General features: G+C 63.6%; 16 protein-coding genes. 5 read left to right on the top strand and 11 right to left on the bottom strand.

Annotation, left to right across the window (positions count from 1 at the left end; genetic code table 11):
* Positions 1-29: 29 nt before the first annotated feature.
* From sthA to L6D64_RS02905, 3 genes are all read right to left on the bottom strand, one after another.
* The gene (gene sthA, locus L6D64_RS02915; protein ID WP_054883499.1) at positions 30-1,424 is read right to left on the bottom strand and encodes a Si-specific NAD(P)(+) transhydrogenase; all 1,395 of its coding nucleotides are present in this window, start codon (positions 1,422-1,424) and stop codon (positions 30-32) included.
* A 201-nt stretch (positions 1,425-1,625) separates the two neighbouring features.
* A complete protein-coding gene (locus L6D64_RS02910; RefSeq protein WP_176506132.1) occupies positions 1,626-2,624 on the bottom strand; it encodes an FAD:protein FMN transferase in 999 nt (332 codons plus the stop codon).
* A gap of 177 nt (positions 2,625-2,801) precedes the next feature.
* Complete coding sequence (locus L6D64_RS02905; RefSeq protein WP_099815453.1) at positions 2,802-4,265, bottom strand: glyceraldehyde-3-phosphate dehydrogenase; 1,464 nt, start codon at positions 4,263-4,265, stop codon at positions 2,802-2,804.
* Positions 4,266-4,433: 168 nt separating this feature from the next.
* Between L6D64_RS02905 and mfd the strand changes: the two genes are divergently transcribed.
* Genes mfd through L6D64_RS02890 form a run of 3 tightly spaced genes read left to right on the top strand, consistent with a single transcriptional unit; the run spans position 4,434 to position 11,778 of the window.
* Positions 4,434-7,883, top strand: coding sequence for a transcription-repair coupling factor (mfd, locus tag L6D64_RS02900; RefSeq protein WP_176506131.1), 3,450 nt, complete (start codon positions 4,434-4,436; stop codon positions 7,881-7,883).
* Between the two features lie 9 nt (positions 7,884-7,892).
* Positions 7,893-8,465 carry a CsiV family protein gene (locus L6D64_RS02895; protein WP_176506130.1) on the top strand — a complete coding sequence of 191 codons (573 nt, stop codon included), beginning with the start codon at positions 7,893-7,895 and terminating at the stop codon, positions 8,463-8,465.
* A gap of 4 nt (positions 8,466-8,469) precedes the next feature.
* Positions 8,470-11,778, top strand: coding sequence for a DEAD/DEAH box helicase (locus tag L6D64_RS02890; RefSeq protein ID WP_176506129.1), 3,309 nt, complete (start codon positions 8,470-8,472; stop codon positions 11,776-11,778).
* Positions 11,779-11,887: 109 nt separating this feature from the next.
* Here the strand turns inward: L6D64_RS02890 and nagZ are convergent, their stop codons facing one another.
* The 3 genes from nagZ to L6D64_RS02875 are packed head-to-tail and all read right to left on the bottom strand — an operon-like array spanning position 11,888 to position 14,181.
* Positions 11,888-12,886, bottom strand: a complete 999-nt coding sequence (gene nagZ / locus L6D64_RS02885; RefSeq protein ID WP_176506192.1) for a beta-N-acetylhexosaminidase — start codon at positions 12,884-12,886, stop codon at positions 11,888-11,890.
* Positions 12,887-12,911: 25 nt separating this feature from the next.
* Positions 12,912-13,433, bottom strand: a complete 522-nt coding sequence (locus L6D64_RS02880) for a L,D-transpeptidase (protein ID WP_176506128.1) — start codon at positions 13,431-13,433, stop codon at positions 12,912-12,914.
* Positions 13,434-13,473: 40 nt separating this feature from the next.
* Positions 13,474-14,181, bottom strand: a complete 708-nt coding sequence (locus tag L6D64_RS02875) for a TetR/AcrR family transcriptional regulator (RefSeq protein ID WP_176506127.1) — start codon at positions 14,179-14,181, stop codon at positions 13,474-13,476.
* A gap of 212 nt (positions 14,182-14,393) precedes the next feature.
* Here L6D64_RS02875 and lexA point away from each other — a divergent pair, with 212 nt between their 5' ends.
* Entirely contained in the window at positions 14,394-15,002 is a 609-nt protein-coding gene (lexA, locus tag L6D64_RS02870) for a transcriptional repressor LexA (RefSeq protein ID WP_176506126.1), read from the top strand.
* Positions 15,003-15,015: 13 nt separating this feature from the next.
* Entirely contained in the window at positions 15,016-15,492 is a 477-nt protein-coding gene (gene sulA / locus L6D64_RS02865) for an SOS-induced cell division inhibitor SulA (RefSeq protein ID WP_099815448.1), read from the top strand.
* A 39-nt stretch (positions 15,493-15,531) separates the two neighbouring features.
* Here the strand turns inward: sulA and L6D64_RS02860 are convergent, their stop codons facing one another.
* From L6D64_RS02860 to fadA, 5 genes are all read right to left on the bottom strand, one after another.
* Positions 15,532-15,765: a hypothetical protein gene (locus L6D64_RS02860; protein WP_054883489.1), complete on the bottom strand. Its 234-nt coding sequence runs from the start codon at positions 15,763-15,765 to the stop codon at positions 15,532-15,534.
* Between the two features lie 50 nt (positions 15,766-15,815).
* The gene (locus tag L6D64_RS02855) at positions 15,816-16,331 is read right to left on the bottom strand and encodes a DUF6586 family protein (RefSeq protein WP_176506125.1); all 516 of its coding nucleotides are present in this window, start codon (positions 16,329-16,331) and stop codon (positions 15,816-15,818) included.
* Positions 16,332-16,519: 188 nt separating this feature from the next.
* The gene (gene topA / locus L6D64_RS02850) at positions 16,520-19,132 is read right to left on the bottom strand and encodes a type I DNA topoisomerase (protein ID WP_176506124.1); all 2,613 of its coding nucleotides are present in this window, start codon (positions 19,130-19,132) and stop codon (positions 16,520-16,522) included.
* Between the two features lie 100 nt (positions 19,133-19,232).
* Entirely contained in the window at positions 19,233-19,484 is a 252-nt protein-coding gene (locus L6D64_RS02845) for a DUF1653 domain-containing protein (RefSeq protein ID WP_054883486.1), read from the bottom strand.
* Positions 19,485-19,563: 79 nt separating this feature from the next.
* Positions 19,564-20,739, bottom strand: a complete 1,176-nt coding sequence (gene fadA / locus L6D64_RS02840; RefSeq protein WP_054883485.1) for an acetyl-CoA C-acyltransferase FadA — start codon at positions 20,737-20,739, stop codon at positions 19,564-19,566.
* Positions 20,740-20,751 lie beyond the last annotated feature (12 nt).

Below are 20,751 nucleotides of genomic sequence, written 5' to 3'. Positions count from 1 at the left end.
GACCGGCTCAGGCCACCGGCCGGAGCCGCTTAAAAAAGCCGGTTCAAGCCGTCATAGGCAGCTACCCGATAGGCTTCGGCCATGGTCGGGTAGTTGAACGTGGTGTTGACGAAGTACTTCAGATTGTTCTGCTCGCCTGGCTGGTTCATGATCGCCTGGCCGATGTGAACGATTTCCGAAGCCTGGTAGCCGAAGCAGTGCACGCCGAGGATTTCCAGGGTTTCGCGGTGGAACAGGATCTTCAGCATGCCTTGCGGCTCGCCGGCGATCTGCGCGCGCGCCATGCTCTTGAAGAACGCCTTGCCCACTTCGTACGGCACCTTGGCCTGGGTCAGCTCCTGCTCGTTCTTGCCGATCGAGCTGATCTCCGGGATGGTGTAGATGCCGGTCGGCACGTCGTTGACGAAGCGCCAGCTGCCGTTGTCGACGATGCTGCCAGAAGCCGAACGGCCCTGGTCGTGGGCAGCACTGGCCAGGCTTGGCCAGCCGATCACGTCACCGGCACCGTAGACATTCGGCACGCTGGTGCGGTAGGCCTCGTCGACCTCGATCTGGCCACGGCTGTTGACCTTGATGCCGATGTTTTCCAGGCCCAGCTTGTCGGTGTTGCCGGTACGGCCGTTGCACCACAGCAAGGCGTCGGCCTTGATCTTCTTGCCCGACTTCAGGTGCAGGATCACACCGTTGTCCAGGCCCTCGACCCGCTCGTATTCCTCGTTGTGGCGCACGGTGATGTTGTTGTTGCTGAAGTGGTAGCTCAGCGCCTGGGAAATTTCCGAATCGAGGAAGCTCAGCAGCTGGCCGCGGTTGTCGACCAGCTCGACCAGCACGCCCAGGCCACTGAAGATCGAGGCGTACTCGCAACCGATCACGCCGGCGCCGTAGACGATCAGCTTGCGCGGGGTGTGGCTCAGGCTGAGGATGGTGTCGCTGTCATAGACGCGCGGGTGGTGGAAGTCGATGTCGGCCGGGCGGTACGGGCGCGAGCCGGTGGCAATGATGATGTGCTTGGCGTTGAGCTTCTCGACCACGCCATTCGGGCACACCACTTCGACGGTCTGCTCGTCGGCGAAGCTGCCAGTACCGAAGAACAGGTCGACGCGGTTACGGGCATAGTAGCCGGTACGCGACGCAACCTGCTTGGCAATGACCTTCTCGGCGCTCTTGAGTACGTCCGGGAACGAGAACCAGCGCGGTTCACCGATGGCACGGAACATCGGGTTGGTGTTGAACTGCATGATCTGCCGCACCGAGTGACGCAGCGCCTTGGACGGGATGGTGCCCAGGTGGGTGCAGTTGCCGCCGACCTGACGGCGGCTGTCGACCATTGCCACCTTGCGCCCCGCTTTGGCGGCGTTCATTGCCGCGCCTTCACCGGCCGGGCCGGAACCCAGCACCACTACGTCGTAGTTGTAGACAGCCATGCGTACTCCTTCAGAACTGGCCCGGGGTTACGGTTACCCGCGGGGCTCGATCATGCCGCCGGGGCGTCATGAGAAAATTCGGGTGCAGTCTAATCAAGCGTGAACGCCGCGCACATTAACCCTTGGTCGCGTCGTAGGCCAATTTTGCCTGCACTACATGCATTCACCGATCCCTGGCGGCGATCATCCCTGGCAACGCTTTCAATCGCCTTTCACCGCCTGCTCGAATGCAGGGGTCGCTCGGGAGACGAAGCCACCGTCTGCCCGAGTCACCAAAACCGCAGCCAGATCATGGGCCAGGGCGAAATCCCAGCCGCGCTCTGGCCCCAGGATCAGCAACAGGGTCGAATAGCCATCGGCCTGCAGCGCCGAGGCATCGAGCACGGTGACCGCAGCCAGGTCGTGGTCGACCGGGCGCCCCAGGCGTGCGTCGAACGTGTGTGAATAGCGCCGGCCATTCTCCTCGAAATAGTGGCGATAGTCACCCGAGGTCGACACCCCCAGGCCATTGACCGGGATGATCTGGCGGGCGATCTGCCGGTCTTCGCGCGGCAATTCAAGGGCGATGCGCCAGGGGCTGCCGTCGGGCTTGCGGCCCACGGCCTTGAGCTCACCGGTGGCTTCGGCGACGAAACTGGCCACGCCCATGGCGCGCAGGCGCTCGGCGATCAGGTCGACGGCGTGGCCAGCGGCGATGCTGTTGAAATCCAGTTGCACCGCAGCGTCCTTGCACAGTGCCTGACCGTCGAGGCGCAGATGGCGGTAACCGACGCGCTGGCGGGCCTGGGCCAGGGCCAGCGGGTCGGGCACCTGCTCCTGGCGGGCTTGCGGGCCGAACCCCCAAAGGTCGAGCAATGGCTCGACGGTGAGGTCGAAAGCACCATCACTCTGTTCGGCCAGGTGCTGGCCGAATGCGGCCAGCTCAAGCATGTCGGGCGGCAAGGCCATGCACTGGTTGGCGGGCAGCCGGTTGAACTGGCTGACGGTGGAGTCGCCGCGGTAGGTCGAGTAATGCTGGTCGATGTCGTTGAGGATGGCCTCGACCGCCGCCTGGACTTGGGCCGGCGCCGGGCCGCCAGGCTCGCGGACGTACTGGATGCTGTAGCTGCTGCCCATGGTCGGGCCACCCAGGCGTTCCAGGGTCGGGCCCTGGTTGCAGGCGGTGAGGAGCATCAGGATGAACAGGAGGGCTGTGCGCAAAAGGTCGGGCTCTCGGTTGCCGTTGCGGCCTCATCGCGGATAAATCCGCGCCTACAGGACATTCACCGCTTGCGTAGGAGCGGATTTATCCGCGATGAGGCCCGCACAGACCACACAAAATCTGGAAAAAAAACGGGAACCCGAAGGTTCCCGTTTTTTCATGCGCTTACAAGCGAATCAGCGTGGAAACGCTGGCGGGTTCACACCCGACATCTCTTCCATCACGCGAACGACCTGGCAGCTGTAACCGAATTCGTTGTCGTACCAGACGTACAGGACAACGCGGTTGTCGTTGGCGATGGTCGCCTCGGCATCCACCACACCGGCGTGGCGCGATCCGACGAAGTCGGTCGAAACCACTTCTTGCGAGCTGACGTAGTCGATCTGCTTGTGCAGTTCCGAGTGCATGGCGGTCTGGCGCAGGTACTCGTTGATTTCGTCGCGGGTGGTCGGCTTCTCAAGGTTCAGGTTGAGAATGGCCATCGAAACGTTCGGCGTCGGAACGCGAATGGCGTTGCCGGTCAGCTTGCCTTTCAGCACTGGCAGTGCCTTGGCGGCAGCGGTAGCAGCGCCGGTTTCGGTGATGACCATGTTCAGCGGCGCGGCACGGCCACGGCGGCTGCCCTTGTGGAAGTTGTCGATCAGGTTCTGGTCGTTGGTGAACGAGTGAACGGTTTCGACGTGGCCGTTGACGATGCCGTACTGGTCATTGATGGCCTTGAGCACCGGCACGATGGCGTTGGTGGTGCACGAAGCTGCCGAGATGATCTTGTCATCGGCAGTGATGTCGCCGTGGTTGATGCCGTGCACGATGTTCTTCAGCGCGCCCTTGCCCGGTGCAGTGAGGATCACGCGGGCAGCGCCCGGGCAGGCCAGGTGCTGGCCCAGGCCATCGGCGTCACGCCATACACCGGTGTTGTCGACGATCAGCGCATTGTTGATGCCGTACTGGGTGTAGTCGACTTCGCTCGGGCTCTTGGCGTAGATGATCTGGATCAGGTTGCCGTTGGCAGTGATGGTGTTGTTGGCTTCATCGATGGTGATGGTGCCATCGAACGGGCCATGCACCGAGTCACGGCGCAGCAGGCTGGCACGCTTGACCAGGTCGTTCTCGGCGCCTTTGCGCACGACAATGGCACGCAGACGCAGGCCGTCGCCGCCACCGGTCTTCTCGATCAGGATGCGCGCCAGCAGGCGGCCGATGCGGCCGAAGCCGTACAGGACGACGTCGGTACCCTTGCGGGCCGAAGCGTTCTGTTGGCCAACCACGTCGGCCAGCTCTTCACGGACGAACTGCTCGGCAGTGCGGCCGTTGCCCTCCTGCTTGAACTTGTTGGCCAGCTTGCCCAGGTCGACCGAAGCGGCGCCCAGTTTCAGCTCGCTCATGGCCTTGAGCAGGGGGAATGTCTCGTGTACGGACAGTTCGGTCTCGTCGGTCTGACGGTGACGCGCAAAGCGGTGGGCTTTGAGGATCGAGATAACCGAACGGTTGATCAGGCTACGGCCATAAATCGAGCTCACCACGTTGTTGTTGCGGTAGAGCTGACCGATAAGCGGGATCATCGCTTCAGCCAGCGCTTCACGATCGATCCACTCACCAAGACACTGGTCGGGCTTCTGAGTCACGGGAACCTTCCACATGTAGGGACAGAAAAAAGGGGCTACATTATGACGCCCCAGCGCGTAACCGGCAATGAGCGCCTGTCGCCGATGGCAAAGCCCGCTGTTCATGGCCTGTGAAGCCTGACAGCAGGCACCGTCACCGGTACAATCGATCTCTTTGCCGCAACGCTTGGAGTGCAATCTCCCGTGTCAGTTCTGCGCCTTCCGCAAATGTCGGCCACGGCCGGCAAACAAACCTGGGGCAACCTGCCCGGGGCCGCCCTCAGCCTGGCCATCGCCGAGGCCGCCAGCAGCGCGGGTCGCTTCACCCTGCTGCTGACCGCCGACAGCCAGGCAGCCGATCGTCTGGAACAGGAACTTCGCTTCTTCGCCCCGGACCTGCCGGTGCTGCCGTTCCCCGATTGGGAAACCCTGCCCTACGACCTGTTCTCGCCGCACCAGGACATCATTTCCCAGCGTATCGCCAGCCTTTACCGGTTGCCGGAACTGAGCCACGGCATTCTGGTCGTGCCGATCACGACCGCCCTGCACCGCCTGGCCCCCACGCGCTTCCTGCTGGGCAGCAGCCTGGTGCTCGACGTGGGCCAGACCATTGACGTCGAGCAGATGCGCACGCGCCTGGAGGCCACTGGCTACCGCTGCGTCGACACAGTCTACGAGCATGGTGAGTTCGCCGTGCGTGGCGCGCTGATCGACTTGTTCCCGATGGGCAGCAAGCTGCCTTATCGCATCGACCTGTTCGATGACGAGATCGAGACCCTGCGCACCTTCGACCCGGAGACCCAGCGCTCGATCGACAAGGTCGACTCGATCCGCCTGCTGCCAGCGCGCGAGTTCCCCATGCAGAAGGAAGAGGTGACCCGCTTCAAGGCGCGTTTCCGTGAGCGTTTCGATGTCGACTTCCGCCGCAGCGCGATCTTCCAGGACCTGGCCAGCGGCATCATCCCCGCCGGCATCGAGTACTACCTGCCGCTGTTCTTCGAAGAAACCTCGACCCTGTTCGACTACCTGCCCGCCGACACCCAGGTGTTCTCGCTGCCAGGCGTCGAGCAGGCTGCCGAACATTTCTGGAGCGACGTGCGCGGGCGCTATGAAGAGCGCCGCGGCGACCTGACCCGCCCGCTGCTGCCGCCAGCCGAACTGTTCCTGCCGGTGGAAGACTGCTTCGCCCAACTCAAGCAGTGGCCACGGGTGGTGGTCAGCCCCGACGACATCGAAACCGGTGTCGGCCGCGAGCGCTTCCCTGCGCGCAGCCTGCCCAACCTGGCCATCGAAGCCAAGGCCAACCAGCCGCTGGCGGCGCTGGCCGAGTTCCTCGATCAGTTCAGCGGCCGCGTGCTGTTCACCGCCGAATCGGCGGGCCGCCGCGAGGTACTGCTGGAACTGCTCGAACGCCTCAAGCTGCGCCCACAGACGGTCGACAGCTGGGTCGACTTCATTACCGGCGGCGAACGCCTGGCGATCACCATCGCCCCGCTCGACGACGGCTTGCTGCTGGAAGACCCGGCCGTCGCCCTGGTTGCCGAAAGCCCGCTGTTCGGCCAGCGCGTGATGCAGCGTCGGCGCCGTGAAAAACGCGGCGAGGCCGCCAACGACGCGGTGATCAAGAACCTCACCGAACTGCGCGAAGGCGCGCCGGTGGTGCATATCGACCATGGCGTGGGCCGCTACCTGGGCCTGGCCACCCTGGAGATCGACGGCCAGGCCGCCGAATTCCTCACCCTGGAATACGCCGAGGGCGCCAAACTGTATGTGCCGGTGGCCAACCTGCACCTGATCGCCCGCTACACCGGCAGCGATGACGCCCTGGCGCCGCTGCACCGGCTGGGTTCCGAAGCCTGGCAGAAAGCCAAGCGCAAGGCCGCCGAACAGGTCCGCGACGTGGCGGCCGAGCTGCTCGACATCTACGCCCGCCGCGCCGCACGCAAGGGCTATGCCTTCGCTGACCCGGCCGCCGACTACGCCACTTTCAGCGCAGGCTTCCCGTTCGAGGAAACCCCTGACCAGCAGGCCGCGATCGAGGCGGTGCGGCTCGACATGCTGGCGCCCAAGCCGATGGACCGCCTGGTGTGCGGCGACGTCGGTTTCGGCAAGACCGAAGTGGCCATGCGCGCCGCCTTCATTGCCGTACACAGTGGCCGCCAGGTGGCGGTGCTGGTGCCCACCACCCTGCTCGCCCAGCAGCACTACAACAGCTTCCGCGACCGCTTTGCCGAATGGCCGGTGAAGGTCGAAGTGATGAGCCGCTTCAAGTCGGCCAAGGAAGTGGCCGCAGCGGCCGCCGACCTCGCCGAAGGCAAGATCGACATCCTCATCGGCACCCACAAGCTGCTGCAGGATGACGTGCGCTTCAAGGACCTGGGCCTGGCCATCATCGACGAGGAACACCGCTTCGGCGTGCGCCAGAAAGAGCAGCTCAAGGCCCTGCGCAGCGAAGTGGACATCCTCACCCTGACCGCCACACCGATCCCGCGTACGCTGAACATGGCGGTGGCGGGCATGCGTGACCTGTCGATCATCGCCACCCCGCCGGCGCGGCGCCTGTCGGTGCGCACCTTCGTCATGGAGCAGAACAAGAGCACGGTCAAGGAGGCGCTGCTGCGCGAACTGCTGCGCGGTGGCCAGGTGTACTACCTGCACAACGATGTGAAAACCATCGAAAAGTGCGCCGCCGAACTGGCCGAGCTGGTCCCGGAAGCGCGTATCGGCATCGGCCACGGGCAGATGCGCGAGCGCGAACTGGAACAGGTGATGAGCGACTTCTACCACAAGCGCTTCAACGTGCTGATCGCCTCGACCATCATCGAGACCGGTATCGACGTGCCCAGCGCCAACACCATCGTCATCGAGCGCGCCGACAAGTTCGGCCTGGCCCAGCTGCACCAGCTGCGTGGCCGGGTTGGCCGTAGCCACCACCAGGCCTACGCCTACCTGCTGACGCCGCAGCGCCAGAAGATCAGCGCCGACGCCGAAAAGCGCCTGGAAGCGATCGCCAACACCCAGGACCTCGGTGCCGGCTTCGTGCTGGCCACCAACGACCTGGAAATCCGCGGTGCCGGCGAGTTGCTGGGCGAAGGCCAGAGCGGGCAGATCCAGGCCGTGGGCTTCACCCTGTACATGGAAATGCTCGAACGTGCGGTCAAGGCCATCCGCAAAGGCACCCAGCCAAACCTCGAGCAGCCGCTGGGCGGCGGCCCGGAGATCAACCTGCGCCTGCCGGCACTGATCCCCGAGGACTACCTGCCCGATGTGCACGCTCGCCTGATCCTCTACAAGCGCATCGCCTCGGCGGCCGACGAAGAGGGCTTGAAGGACTTGCAGGTTGAGATGATCGACCGCTTCGGCCTGCTGCCCGAGCCGACCAAGAACCTCATGCGCCTGACCCTGCTCAAGCTGCAGGCGGAGAAGCTCGGCATCAAGAAAGTCGACGCCGGCCCCAATGGCGGCAAGCTCGAGTTCGAAGCCGAGACCCCGGTCGACCCACTGACCCTGATCAAGCTGATCCAGGGCCAGCCCAAACGTTACAAGTTCGAAGGCGCGACGCAGTTCCGTTTCCTGGTACCGATGGAACGCCCCGAAGAACGCTTCAATACCCTGGAGGCGCTGTTCGAGCGCCTGACCCCACAGCCTGCCTAAGGAAGATCCATGCGTGCCATCCGTTGCCTGACCCTGCTGCTTGCGCTGTTCGCGCCGGCCGCCTTTGCCGAAGGGATGTATCAGGTGGAAATGATTCTGGTGCGGCAGAACAGCGTGCCCGCCTTCACCAGCCCGTTCGCCCCGGAAGACTGGAGCGCCGGCGCCCCGCGCCTGGACAAGGGCGCCGAACGCCCACTGGCGCTGCAGGATGAGGCCACCCGCCTGCAAGCCACTGCCGACTACACCGTGCTGCTGCACAAGGCCTGGCAACAGCCGGTCAGCAGCGACACCAGCCGCATCGCCCTGAGCGCCGGCGCCGAGCAGTTCGGCCACTTCCCCATCGAGGGCAACCTGGGCATCACCGCCGGCCGCTTCATCGGCGTGGAGGCCAACTTCTGGGTCAACCAGCTGGACAGCAACGGCAACGTGCTGCAAAGCGAGCAGTTCAAGCAGAGCAACAGCAACATGAAAGGCGGCCAGCTGACCTTCCTCGACGGCGGCCACCTGGCCCTGCTGCTGAAGGTCACGCCACCGGGCACGCCGAAGATGCCGGTGATGGACCCGGAGATGATGGAGCAGTGATGCAATGAGCCGCGACGCTCTCCAGCTGCTGCGCGAATACCCGAACTGGACCCAGTCGTTCACCGGCCCGGTCCTGCAGCGCGGCGAGCGTTACGCCCGGGAAGACCGGGTAGAAGTCGAACACTGCAGCGGCCCGCTCATCGAAGCCACCTGTCGTGGCAGCGAAGGCAGCCGCTATCGTCAGAAGATCACCCTCACCGCCCTGGCTGGCCGCTGCCACGTACGCGGCCAGTGCAGCTGCCCAGTGGGGCAGAACTGCAAGCACTGCGCCGCCGTATTGCTCGCCTTGAGCGAGCCGCAGGCAGCGGCAAAACACGCTGGCGACGCCCTGCCGGCCAACCTGCAGCGCTGGCTGAAAGGCCTTGAGCAACCCGCCCCGGAAACCGCCGAAGCGCAAGATAAACGTGGGCGCATGGTTTGCTACCAGCTCAGGCTGACCGAAGAACCCGGCTGCGCCCTGCGGGTACGCAAAGGCATGCGCGAAGAGGAGGGCTTGCGCTACAGCCGCGTGCAGTCACTGTACGAATTCCTCTACGAACCACCGCGTTTCGTCAAAGAGGAAGACATCCGCATCCTGCGCCTGCTCTCGGCACTGAACCAGGCCGGTAGCCAGGATCGCGGCTACCAGCTCACAGGCCGCGAAGGCGGCGAACTGTTCCAGCGTGCGCTGGATACCGGGCGCATGCTCTGTGACGAGAACAAACCGCTGCTGCGCGAGGGCCCGGCGCTTGCCGCCGAGTTCCGCTGGGTGCGACTGGATAACGGCCACTATCGCGGCATCTGGTATCACGGCGAAACACCGCTGAACTGCGTGATTGCACTACTGCCGCTTTACTACTTCGATGTTTCGAGCAGTGAAGCAGGCAAGCTCGAGCACGGCCTCGATCCTCACATTGCCCTGCAACTGACCATTGCTCCTGACGTTCCGGAACACCTCGTCGTGCCTCTCAGCCACAAGCTCAATGCCTTGAACCACCAGCTTCCTACGCCGACCACGCTGGACGAACAACTCATCGACGACCTGCAGCCCAGGCCCCACCTGACCCTCGGCAGCCTCGAATTCAGCGCCTACACGCCCAAGACCGGGCGCATGCAACGGCAGATGCAGCACCGCGCTGCACTGGCGTTCGACTACGACGGCCTGCGCGCCAGTGGCAATGACGACAAGCCGTTGACCCGCCTGGTCGACGCCACCTGTCAGCGTATCCGCCGCCAGCCCCAGGCCGAACAGGCGCTGCGCAAGGTGCTGCGCGACTTCGGCTTCAAGCCCGCCACCCGGCAGAGCAAGGCCCTGCCCGACAGTGCTGGCGAGATGCTCCAGCTGCCCGACGACGAGGCCTGGCTGCGCTTTGCCCGCGATGGCCTGCCACGCTTGCGCGAGGCTGGCTGGGACATCGAAATCCACCGTGACTTCGCCTTCAACCTGCAGGACGTGGACGACTGGTACGCCACTATCGAGGAAGCGCCGGGGCATGAATGGTTCGACCTGGAGCTGGGCATCGTGGTCGAAGGCCAGCGCCACAGCCTGCTGCCGATCGTGCTGCAACTGTTGCGCAGCAACCCCGAGCTGCTGCGCAACAGCGAACTGGCGCGGCGCAGCGACGATGAGCATTTGTTGATCGACCTCAATCGCGGCCGCCTGGATAGCCCGGCGCTGCGCGTTGCCCTTCCTTATGGCCGCATCAAGGCAGTGATGGGCACGCTCGGCGAACTGTACCTGCACGAAGACGCGGTCGGCCCTACCCTGCGCATGGACCGTGCCGACGCCGCGCGGCTGAATGACATCGAGCACCTGCCACTGCACTGGGAAGGCGGCGCCCATGTGCGCGACCTTGGCCGGCGACTGCGCGACGCCCGCGACCTGCAGGTCGAAGTGCCGGGCGGGCTCAACGCCACCCTGCGGCCTTACCAGCAGCAAGGCCTGAACTGGCTGCAGGCCCTGCGCGAAATGGGCACCGGCGGCATCCTTGGCGACGACATGGGCCTGGGCAAGACCCTGCAGGCCCTGGCTCATCTACTGCTGGAAAAACAGTCCGGGCGCCTGACCGCCCCGGCCCTGGCGGTGATGCCAACCAGCCTGGTGCCCAATTGGCTCGATGAAGCGCGACGCTTCGCTCCCGACCTGCGCGTGCTGGCCCTGCATGGCCCCGGCCGCAGCAAGCATTTTGCCAAGCTGCACGAATACGACCTGGTGCTCAGCACTTACGCCCTGCTGCCTCGCGACCTGGAACACCTGCGCGCGCAAGCCTGGCATGTGCTGGTGCTGGACGAGGCACAGAACATCAAGAGCAGCACCAGCAAGGCCGCCCTGGCCGTCGGCGAACTGCAGGCCAACCAGCGCCTGTGCCTGACCGGCACGCCCATGGAGAACAACCTGGGCGAGCTGTGGTCGATCTTCCACTTCCTCATGCCCGGCTGGCTGGGAGACGTGAAACGCTTCAACCAGGATTACCGCACCCCAATCGAACGCCACGGCGACGCCGAACGCCTGGCCCACCTGGTCAGCCGGGTGCGCCCGTTCCTGCTGCGCCGCACCAAGGAGCAAGTGGCCACCGAGCTGCCGGCGAAAACCGAAATGGTCCACTGGGTCGAACTCAGTGACGCCCAGCGCGACACCTACGAGGCGGTGCGCGTGGCCATGGACAAGAAGGTCCGCGACGAAATCGCCCGCAATGGCGCGGCGCGCAGCCAGATCGTGATCCTCGACGCCCTGCTCAAGCTGCGCCAGGTGTGCTGCGACCTGCGCCTGGTCAAGGGGGTCGAGACCAAGGGCAACCAGGCCGACAAGGGCAAGCTCGGCGCGCTGTTGGAGATGCTCGAAGAGCTGCTCAGCGAGGGGCGCCGGGTGCTGCTGTTCTCGCAATTCACCTCGATGCTGGCGCTGATCGAGCAGGAACTGGAAAAGCGCAAGATCCGCTACAGCCTGCTCACCGGCGATACCCGCGACCGACGCACCCCGGTGCAGCAGTTCCAGCAGGGCGACAGCGAAGTGTTCCTGATCAGCCTCAAGGCCGGAGGGGTGGGGCTGAACCTCACCGCTGCGGACACCGTGATCCACTTCGACCCGTGGTGGAACCCGGCCAGCGAGAACCAGGCGACCGACCGTGCCTACCGGATCGGCCAGGACAAACCGGTGTTCGTGTTCAAGCTGATTACCCGGGGGACGGTGGAAGAAAAGATCCAGGCGCTGCAGCAGGAGAAGGCAGCGCTGGCGGCGAGCCTGCTCGATGGTGGGCAGGCGGGGCAGTGGCGGCTTGGCGATGAAGAGATCGAAGCGCTGTTTGCCCCGCTACCCGGCAAACGAAGCCGTTAGTCAGCACTGGCTTCTTCGCGGGTAAACCCGCTCCCACAGGGATATCACTGCCTTCAAGGCTTGCGATATCCCTGTGGGAGCGGGTTTACCCGCGAAGAGGCCAGCAAGGTCAATCGACCAGCTGTGCGTCCTTCAACGCTCCCAAGGCCTCCAGCCAACGCGGCTGCTGGCGATAATCGGTACGGGCAAAGCCACGCCCGCGCATCTGTGCAATACGCGGCGACGGCTTGACCTTCAAGCGCTGCGCTGCGGTCAACGCCAGCTCCGCCGCCGCCCGGTCGTTGCACACCAGGCCCATGTCGCAACCGGCGCTCAGCGCCGCCTCGATGCGATTGGCGGCATCACCCACCACATGCGCACCGGCCATCGACAGGTCGTCACTGAAGATCACCCCGTCGAAGCCCAGCTCGCCGCGCAAGATGTCCTGCAGCCAGCGGCGCGAGAACCCGGCTGGCTGGTTGTCGACCTGCGGGTAGATGACATGCGCCGGCATCACCGCCGCCAGTTGCCCGCTGAGGCGTGAGAACGGCACCAGGTCCGCCTGGCGCAGCTGCTCGAGGCTGCGCTCGTCGGCAGGAATCGCTACATGCGAATCCGCCTCGGCCCAGCCATGCCCCGGGAAATGCTTGCCGCAAGCCGCCATGCCCGCCGCATTCATGCCGCGAATGAATGCGCCAGCCAGCTGTGTGGCACGCTCAGGGTTGCCTTCGAAGGCACGGCTGCCAACCACCGCGCTGCGCTGGTGGTCGAGGTCGAGCACCGGAGCGAAGCTGAGGTCGAGGCCGACCGCAAGCACCTCGGTGGCCATCAGCCAGCCGCACTGCTCGGCCAGGTACTCGGCATTGGCATTGTCGGCGATGGCGCGCATCGCTGGCAGGCGTACGAAGCCCTGGCGCAGGCGCTGCACGCGGCCGCCTTCCTGGTCGACCGCAAGGATCAGGTCGGGACGGATGGCGCGAATCGATGCGCACAGCTCACGCACCTGGCGTGGGCTGTCGATATTGCGGGCGAAGATGATCAGGCCGGCCACTTCCGGCTGGCGCAGAAGCTGGCGATCTTCGGCAGTCAGCCATTTACCGGCGATATCCACCATCAGGGAGCCTTGCAGGCTGGCGGTCATAGGCAATCCTTCATTACAGATTCAGTGAAGCCCACTCAGGGCAAGCAGCCTCGTCGATGCGCACCGGGCAATGTGCCGGGACGCGCTCGAAAAGGCCAAGCAGGTCGATGTTGCGCAAGCGTATGCAGCCATGGGACAGCGGCACGCCCAAGGGTTCCGTGTCTGGTGTGCCATGCAGATAGATGTGGCGGCGAAAGGTGTCAACGCTACCCAGGCGGTTGACGCCCGGCTCGCAGCCACTGAGCCAGAGGATGCGGGTCAGGATCCAGTCCCGCCCGGGATGCTGCGCGTGCAGTGCCGGCGACCAGACCTCGCCCGTCCAGCGCCGGCCTTGCAGCACGGCATTGACTGGCAAGCCTGCGCCGATACGCGCACGCACCTGGTGCAGCCCGCGCGGTGTGCAGCCCGAGCCGTTGCGCTCACCTGCGCCATTGCGTGCGGTGGATACCACGATGCGCACGCGCAACCGGCCCTGGGCAAAGCCGTATAGGCGCTGGTCGGCGAGGGAGATGTGCAGGAAATCGAGGTCAGGCATGGGCGCTAGCTTAGCCGAAGCGCCCTGCTCCGCCCAGCCTTCAAGCCTTGACGGTGGCGCTGCCGGACTTGCTGCGCGGACGCAACTGGGCGCTGGCCATGGCGCTGTCGGTGACACCGCTGTCGGCACGCATGCCAGCGGCCAGGAATGGCACCATCAGGCGCATGACTTGCTCGATCGACGTGTTGATACCGAAATCGGTCTCGGCAATGGCACGCAACGCCTTGATCCCGGACATGCTGAACGCCGCGGCACCGAGCATGAAGTGTACGCGCCAGAACAATTCCAGCGGTGGAATGCGCGGTGCAGCCTCGTTGACCAACAGCATGTAGCGGCGGAACACCTTGCCGTACATGTCCTCGAGATAGCGCCGCAAATGGCCCTGGCTCTGACTGAAGGCCAGGCCCAGCAGGCGCATGAAGATCGACAGGTCGTTGTTGCTGCGTGGCTGCACGACCAATGCCTGCTCTACCAGCATTTCCAGCAGCTCTTCAAGGCTGGGCTTTTGCTCGGGCTTGGCCTGTCGCCGCTCCAGCTCACGTTCGAGGCTGGCGCAGAACGGCCCGAGGAAACGCGAAAAGACGGCCTGGATCAGGGCCTTCTTCGAGCCGAAATGATAATTGACCGCTGCGAGGTTGACCCCGGCCTTGCTGGTAATCAGCCGCAATGAGGTTTCCGCGAAGCCTCGTTCCGCGAACAGCTGCTCGGCAGCATCGAGGATGCGTTCAACGGTTTCAGATTGGGCCATCACTACTCCGCCAGACAGAGACAAACAGGTGTTTGAAACATACGTTTCAGCCCTGCTGATGTCAAGGCTCGGTGACCGGGCGGTCGCCATTTAAAAGCGCCAGACTGCAGGCTGCAAGCGTCATCCTGCGTATTTCCTGCCGCTTTGTGCTTGCAGCGAACCCAGCACTGTATATAATCCCAGTCACTGTATAAAAAGACAGAGCGCCCGCCATGTTGAAACTGACGCCACGCCAAGCCGAGATTCTGGCCTTCATCAAACGCTGCCTCGAAGACAACGGCTTCCCACCCACGCGTGCGGAAATCGCTCAGGAGCTGGGCTTCAAGTCGCCGAATGCCGCCGAGGAGCACCTCAAGGCCCTCGCCCGCAAAGGCGCGATCGAAATGACCCCGGGCGCTTCCCGTGGCATCCGTATCCCGGGCTTTGAAGCCAAGGCCGAAGAAAACGGCTTGCCGATCATTGGCCGAGTCGCTGCTGGCGCTCCTATCCTCGCCGAGCAGCACATCGAGCAATCCTGCAACATCAACCCGACCTTCTTCCACCCCCCTGCCGACTATTTGTTGCGTGTGCACGGCATGAGCATGAAGGACATCGGCATCCTCGACGGCGATCTGCTGGCGGTGCACACCTGCCGCGAGGCCCGTAATGGCCAGATCGTCGTCGCCCGCATCGGCGACGAAGTGACCGTCAAGCGCTTCAAGCGCGAAGGCAGCAAGGTCTGGCTCATCGCCGAAAACCCCGAGTTCGCCCCTATCGAAGTCGACCTGAAAGAGCAGGAACTGGTGATCGAGGGTTTGAGTGTCGGCGTCATTCGCCGCTGATTCAGGAGGCGTCATGCAGCAGTCCATCCAAGCACATCAGCAGGTCCAGCTTCCGCTGTTCGAAGCGTTCCTCGCCCAGCCGGTACTGCCAGGCCTGAAGGCCAGCGAGCAGGCACGCAAGAGCAGCCATCCGGAGCTGTTCAGCGAACTGTCCCTGCGTGGCGCCCCCGAACACTGCCAGAGCCTGTTGGCGCCGGTATTGCGTGAGCTGAGCGAAGAGGAGGAAGCGCGCTGGCTGACGCTGATCGCCCCACCGGCCAGCCTCACCCAGGCCTGGCTGCGCGATGCCGGGCTTAACCGCGAACGGATCCTGCTGCTGCATGCCCGTGGCAATCAGAGCGCACTGCAGCTGGCCTGCGAAGCGTTGCGCCTGGGCCGCAGCCACACCGTGGTCAGCTGGCTTGGCAGCGTCAACGCTACCGCTCGCCAACAACTGCTACGCGCTGCCAGTGTCGGAAACGCACAAAGCCTGAACATCCGCCTCGGCTGATGTTCAGGCTTTGCCTATGAAGCAGAGCAAGCGGACGATTCAGTGCAACACACGCGGCCCTTCGTCGCGCTCCAGCTCACCTTCTACCAGGCGGCCTGCCATCTGCACGCCAACACTCAGCATTGCCTTGGCGACCTCGACATGCTGGCCCTGCAGGAACGCCTTGGCGTCTTCCGAGAAATCCAGGGTTACCAGGGAGCCTTCATCCTCGGCGCGACGCAGCTCGATACGGCCATCAGGCAACTCGACAATTTCCAGAAACGACGTAGACATATAGGGCAGCTCTCCACGAAAGGCCGTTAGTGTACCAGCCGTTGCGGCTATCAGCACTCACTCAACGCGTCGCGGAAACGTCTCACCAAGCCTTTAAGGTTATTGCGCCAGCTTTCCAACTCTTCCCTCGACAACGCAGGATGCTCGGGCTCATCGAGATTGACGGCCTGAATCAGTGGCTGGGTGACGTTGGTTTTGGGTGCTTTTTTCGCGACCGGTGGTCGGAACAAATCGGCATAAGCACTGAGCAATTGCGCCAACCAGGTTTCACGCTGGCGAACCAGTTCAAGCATCTCCGCAACCTCAGGGATGGCAATGTTGTTCAGCGCGTCGTCGGCGAGCGCTTGCTCGACCGAAGCCACCACGGGCAGTCGGTAGAAACCACCGATTTCATGACACAGCCCCAGCAGTGCGCCGTAGAGGTGAAAGAGCGCCGACTCACGCTCAGCCTGGACCAGGCCTTGGGCATTCATGGCCTGGCTCTGTTCAGCTTTAGCCATGGATTCGAGGGCGAGGCCAGCGAAGAACAGTTTCTGGTTGGTGCGGGTGTAGAGTTCCTGGGCCATTTTCAATGCCCTCCGTATGGCTGCGAGGCGGATAGCTGCATCATAAATGATTGGGGCCGCTTTGCGCCCCTTCGCGGGCAAGCCCGCTCCCACAGGGATAGCAACAGCCTTGAGGGCGATGCCGTACCTGTGGGAGCGGGCTTGCCCGCGAAGGGCCGCGAAGCGGCCCCAATTACTGCACTGACAGATCAGCGCTTGTCTTCAACCTTCCACGCACCACCCTCGTAGAACGCCTTCCAGCCAGTCGGCTTGCCATCGACCTCGGACTGCACATACTGCTCCTTGGTCTTGCGGCTGTAACGAATCACCGCCGGGCGCCCTTCCGGGTCTTTCTGCGGCGCATCGCACAAGAAGTGATACTTCGGATCGATCTCGTGCTTGTGCGGAACGATCTCCAGCACCAACGGTGCACGGGTTTCGCGGTTTTTCGGGAACTGGCTGGCCGCCAGGAACAGGCCCGAAGCGCCGTCACGCAGCACGTAGGTGTCGTCGACCTTCTCGCACTTGAGCTCCGGCATTTCCACCTTGTCCATCTTCGGTGGTGCGGCCTCACCGCTCTTGAGCAGCTTGCGGGTGTTCTTGCACGCCGGGTTGGTGCAACCGAAAAACTTACCGAAACGGCCCGTCTTGAGCTGCATTTCACTGCCGCACTTGTCGCACTCCAGGCTCGGCCCTTCATAGCCCTTGATGCGGTAGCTGCCCTCTTCGATCTCGTAGCCGGCGCAGTCCGGGTTATTACCGCAGATGTGCAGCTTGTGCTTCTCATCCAGCAGGTAGGCATCCATCGCCGTGGCACAGATCGGGCAGCGGTGCTTGCCCAGCAGCACGCGCGATTCCGATTCACCCTCATCGTCCGCAGCAATCTCATCGCCCGGCACCAGGTTCACGGTGGCCTTGCAGCGCTCTTTCGGCGGCAGGCTGTAACCCGAGCAACCGAGAAACACACCGGTGGAAGCGGTGCGGATCATCATTGGCCGGCCACATTCCTTGCACGGAATATGGGTCATGGTCGGCTGGTTGGCACGCATGCCGCTTTCGGCAGACTCGGCGGTCAGCAGTTTCTTGCTGAAGTCACCGTAGAATTCGTCGAGCACGTTCTTCCAGTCACGTTCGCCCTGGGCCACGTCGTCGAGGTTCTCTTCCATGTCGGCGGTGAAGCCATAGTCCATCAGGTTGGAGAAGCTCTCCGACAGGCGCTCGGTGACGATATCGCCCATCTTCTCGGAGTAGAAACGACGATTGTGCAGGGTGACGTAGCCGCGGTCCTGGATGGTAGAAATGATCGCCGCATAGGTCGACGGGCGACCAATACCGCGTTTTTCCATTTCCTTGACCAGGCTCGCTTCGGTGAAGCGCGCCGGTGGCTTGGTGAAGTGCTGGCTCGGGTCGAGCTGGATCAGCTTGAGCGCTTCGCCCTGGGCCATTTCCGGCAGCACATCGTCTTCGCCCGGCTTGCTCTGCTGTGGCAGCACACGGGTGTAACCGTCGAACTTGAGGATGCGGCCCTTGGCACGCAGCTCGAAATCACCAGCGGCCACAGTGACACTGGTGGACAGATATTGCGCCGGAGGCATCTGGCAGGCCAGGAACTGGCGCCAGATCAGCTCGTACAGGCGCTCTGCATCCCGCTCCATGCCGCTGAGCTTGGTGGGGTGGGTATTGACGTCAGAGGGGCGAATCGCCTCGTGCGCCTCCTGGGCACCTTCCTTGCTGCCATACACCAGCGGGGCTTCCGGCAGGTACTGCTTGCCGAACTCGCGCTCGATGTAGCTGCGCGCCATGTCCAGGGCGTCTGCCGACAGGTTGGTCGAGTCGGTACGCATGTAGGTGATGTAACCCGCTTCGTACAGACGCTGGGCCATCATCATGGTCTTCTTCACCCCGAAGCCCAGGCGGTTGCTCGCGGCCTGCTGCAGGGTGGAGGTGATGAACGGGGCCGACGGCTTGCTGCTGGTCGGGCGGTCTTCGCGCTTGATCACGCTGTAGCTGGAGGCCTTGAGCTTGTCCAGCGCGGCCATGGCCTGGGCTTCGTTCAGCGGCTTGAAGGCCTCGCCCTTCTCGCGCGCCACTTCAAAACGCACTTTGGCGCTCTTGGCGGTGCCAAGGTCGGCGTGCACTTCCCAGTACTCTTCAGGGACGAAGGCACGGATCTCGCGCTCACGCTCGACCACCAGCTTCACCGCTACCGACTGTACGCGGCCGGCAGACAGGCCGCGGGCGATCTTGGCCCACAGCAGCGGCGAGACCATATAGCCCACCACGCGGTCGAGGAAGCGCCGCGCCTGCTGGGCGTTGACCCGGTCGATGTCCAGCTCGCCAGGCTGCGAGAACGCTTCCTGGATCGCTTTCTTGGTAATTTCGTTGAACACCACGCGCTTGTAGCGGGTGTCGTCACCACCGATGGCTTCGCGCAGGTGCCAGGCAATGGCTTCCCCTTCGCGGTCCAAGTCGGTTGCGAGATAGATGGTGTCGGCATCCTTGGCCAGGCGGCGGAGCTCTTCGATCACCTTCTCCTTGCCGGGAAGGATCTCGTACTTGGCTTTCCAGCCGTGCTCAGGGTCGACGCCCATGCGCGCCACCAGCTGGCGACGGGCCTTCTCTTTTGGCGACAGCGCCGGAGCCTCACCCGCAGCAGCCTTGCCACGCTTGGCGGCCGGCTCTTTGCTTGCGCTGGCCGAACCGCTGGTGGGGAGGTCTCGGATATGGCCGATACTCGACTTCACCACGTACTGGTTGCCCAGGTACTTGTTGATGGTCTTGGCCTTGGCCGGGGATTCCACAATGACCAGCGATTTGCCCATGGATCGGAGTATTCCTGAATCTGAAGATGAAAAACGCGTCAGGTGCCGGACGCGGCACCGCTATATATAGTGGCAAAAGAGTGAGGTCAAGCGTGGTCGATCACGCTTGCGACTTGCCAACCAGCTCCGGCAGCCCTTCTTCGACCTTGACCAAAGCAAAGCGCGGCACCTGCTCGCCGTCAACCTCGACGGACTCCTGGAACATCGCAAGGGGCCTCACCCAGAAGCTGTAATCACCATACAGGCATTGGTAGAAGACCATCCACTCTTCATTCTCCGAGTGCCGTGCAACACTGAAGACACGGTACTCAGGCCCTTTGTAATGCCGGTATACGCCTGGTTGTATCTGCATGCCGCCCTTCCTCTTGAAACAAATTCTGTAAAAAACAAAAACCGGGGCACAAGGCCCCGGCTGCTGTCCCGCTACGCGATCAGACGCGTTCGAAGACAGTGGTGATACCTTGACCGAGGCCGACGCACATGGTCGCCACCCCCAAGGTACCGCCGTTCTGCTTCATGACGTTGAGCAGGGTGCCGGAAATCCGTGCACCGGAGCAACCGAACGGGTGGCCCAAAGCGATGGCGCCGCCGTGCAGGTTAACCTTCTCATCCATCTTGTCGAGCACTTTCAAGTCTTTGAGCACTGGCAGGGCCTGTGCAGCGAAGGCTTCGTTGAGCTCGATGAAGTCGATATCGGCCATGGTCAGACCGGCGCGCTTGAGGGCTTTCTGGGTCGACGGCACCGGGCCGTAGCCCATGATTGCCGGGTCGACACCGGCCACCGCCATCGAGCGGATCACCGCCAGTGGCTGGATGCCCAGGTCCATGGCGCGCTGGCCGGACATGACGATCATGCACGATGCACCGTCGGTGATCTGCGACGAAGTACCGGCAGTCACGGTACCACCTTTCGGGTTGAACGCCGGTTTCAGCGACGCCAGGCCCTCGAGGGTGGTTTCCGGGCGAATGGTCTCGTCGAAGTCGAAGACCTTCAGGAAACCGTTCTCGTCATAGCCCTGCATCGGGATGATCTCGTCCTTGAACTTGCCTTCGACCGTCGCCTTGTGGGCGAGCTGGTGCGAACGCAGGCCGAACAGGTCCTGCTGCTCGCGGCTGATGCCATGCATCTTGCCGAGCATTTCGGCGGTCAGGCCCATCATCCCCGACGCCTTGGCCGCGTGCAGCGACAGGTGCGGGTTGGGGTCGACACCATGCATCATGCTGACGTGGCCCATGTGCTCGACGCCGCCGACCACGAACACATCGCCGTTGCCGGTCATGATCGCCTGGGCGGCGGTGTGCAGCGCGCTCATCGACGAGCCGCACAGGCGGCTGACGGTCTGGGCGGCCGAGGTGTGCGGGATCTGGGTCATCAACGACGCCATGCGGGCGATGTTCCAGCCCTGCTCCAGGGTCTGGTTCACGCAGCCCCAGATCACGTCTTCGACTTCTTTCGGGTCGACCTTGCCGTTGCGTTCCAGCAGCTTGCTGATCAGGTGCGCGGACATGTCTTCGGCGCGGGTGTTGCGGTGCATGCCACCCTTGGAGCGGCCCATGGGGGTGCGACCGAAGTCGACAATCACCACGTCTCTTGGATTCAGGCTCATATCAAATCTCTC

Source organism: Pseudomonas urethralis (genome assembly GCF_021602465.1).
In the GTDB taxonomy this organism is placed as follows: Bacteria; Pseudomonadota; Gammaproteobacteria; order Pseudomonadales; family Pseudomonadaceae; genus Aquipseudomonas; species Aquipseudomonas vlassakiae.
This window is presented reverse-complemented; position numbering and strand designations above follow the sequence as displayed.

Coding starts and splice junctions, on each gene's coding strand:
- sthA (WP_054883499.1), bottom strand. CDS start 1,424: ATGGCTGTCTACAACTACGACGTAGTGGTGCTGGGTTCCGGCCCGGCC.
- L6D64_RS02905 (WP_099815453.1), bottom strand. CDS start 4,265: ATGTGGAAGGTTCCCGTGACTCAGAAGCCCGACCAGTGTCTTGGTGAG.
- L6D64_RS02895 (WP_176506130.1), top strand. CDS start 7,893: ATGCGTGCCATCCGTTGCCTGACCCTGCTGCTTGCGCTGTTCGCGCCG.
- L6D64_RS02890 (WP_176506129.1), top strand. CDS start 8,470: ATGAGCCGCGACGCTCTCCAGCTGCTGCGCGAATACCCGAACTGGACC.
- L6D64_RS02880 (WP_176506128.1), bottom strand. CDS start 13,433: ATGCCTGACCTCGATTTCCTGCACATCTCCCTCGCCGACCAGCGCCTA.
- L6D64_RS02875 (WP_176506127.1), bottom strand. CDS start 14,181: ATGGCCCAATCTGAAACCGTTGAACGCATCCTCGATGCTGCCGAGCAG.
- lexA (WP_176506126.1), top strand. CDS start 14,394: ATGTTGAAACTGACGCCACGCCAAGCCGAGATTCTGGCCTTCATCAAA.
- sulA (WP_099815448.1), top strand. CDS start 15,016: ATGCAGCAGTCCATCCAAGCACATCAGCAGGTCCAGCTTCCGCTGTTC.
- L6D64_RS02860 (WP_054883489.1), bottom strand. CDS start 15,765: ATGTCTACGTCGTTTCTGGAAATTGTCGAGTTGCCTGATGGCCGTATC.
- L6D64_RS02855 (WP_176506125.1), bottom strand. CDS start 16,331: ATGGCCCAGGAACTCTACACCCGCACCAACCAGAAACTGTTCTTCGCT.
- topA (WP_176506124.1), bottom strand. CDS start 19,132: ATGGGCAAATCGCTGGTCATTGTGGAATCCCCGGCCAAGGCCAAGACC.
- L6D64_RS02845 (WP_054883486.1), bottom strand. CDS start 19,484: ATGCAGATACAACCAGGCGTATACCGGCATTACAAAGGGCCTGAGTAC.
- fadA (WP_054883485.1), bottom strand. CDS start 20,739: ATGAGCCTGAATCCAAGAGACGTGGTGATTGTCGACTTCGGTCGCACC.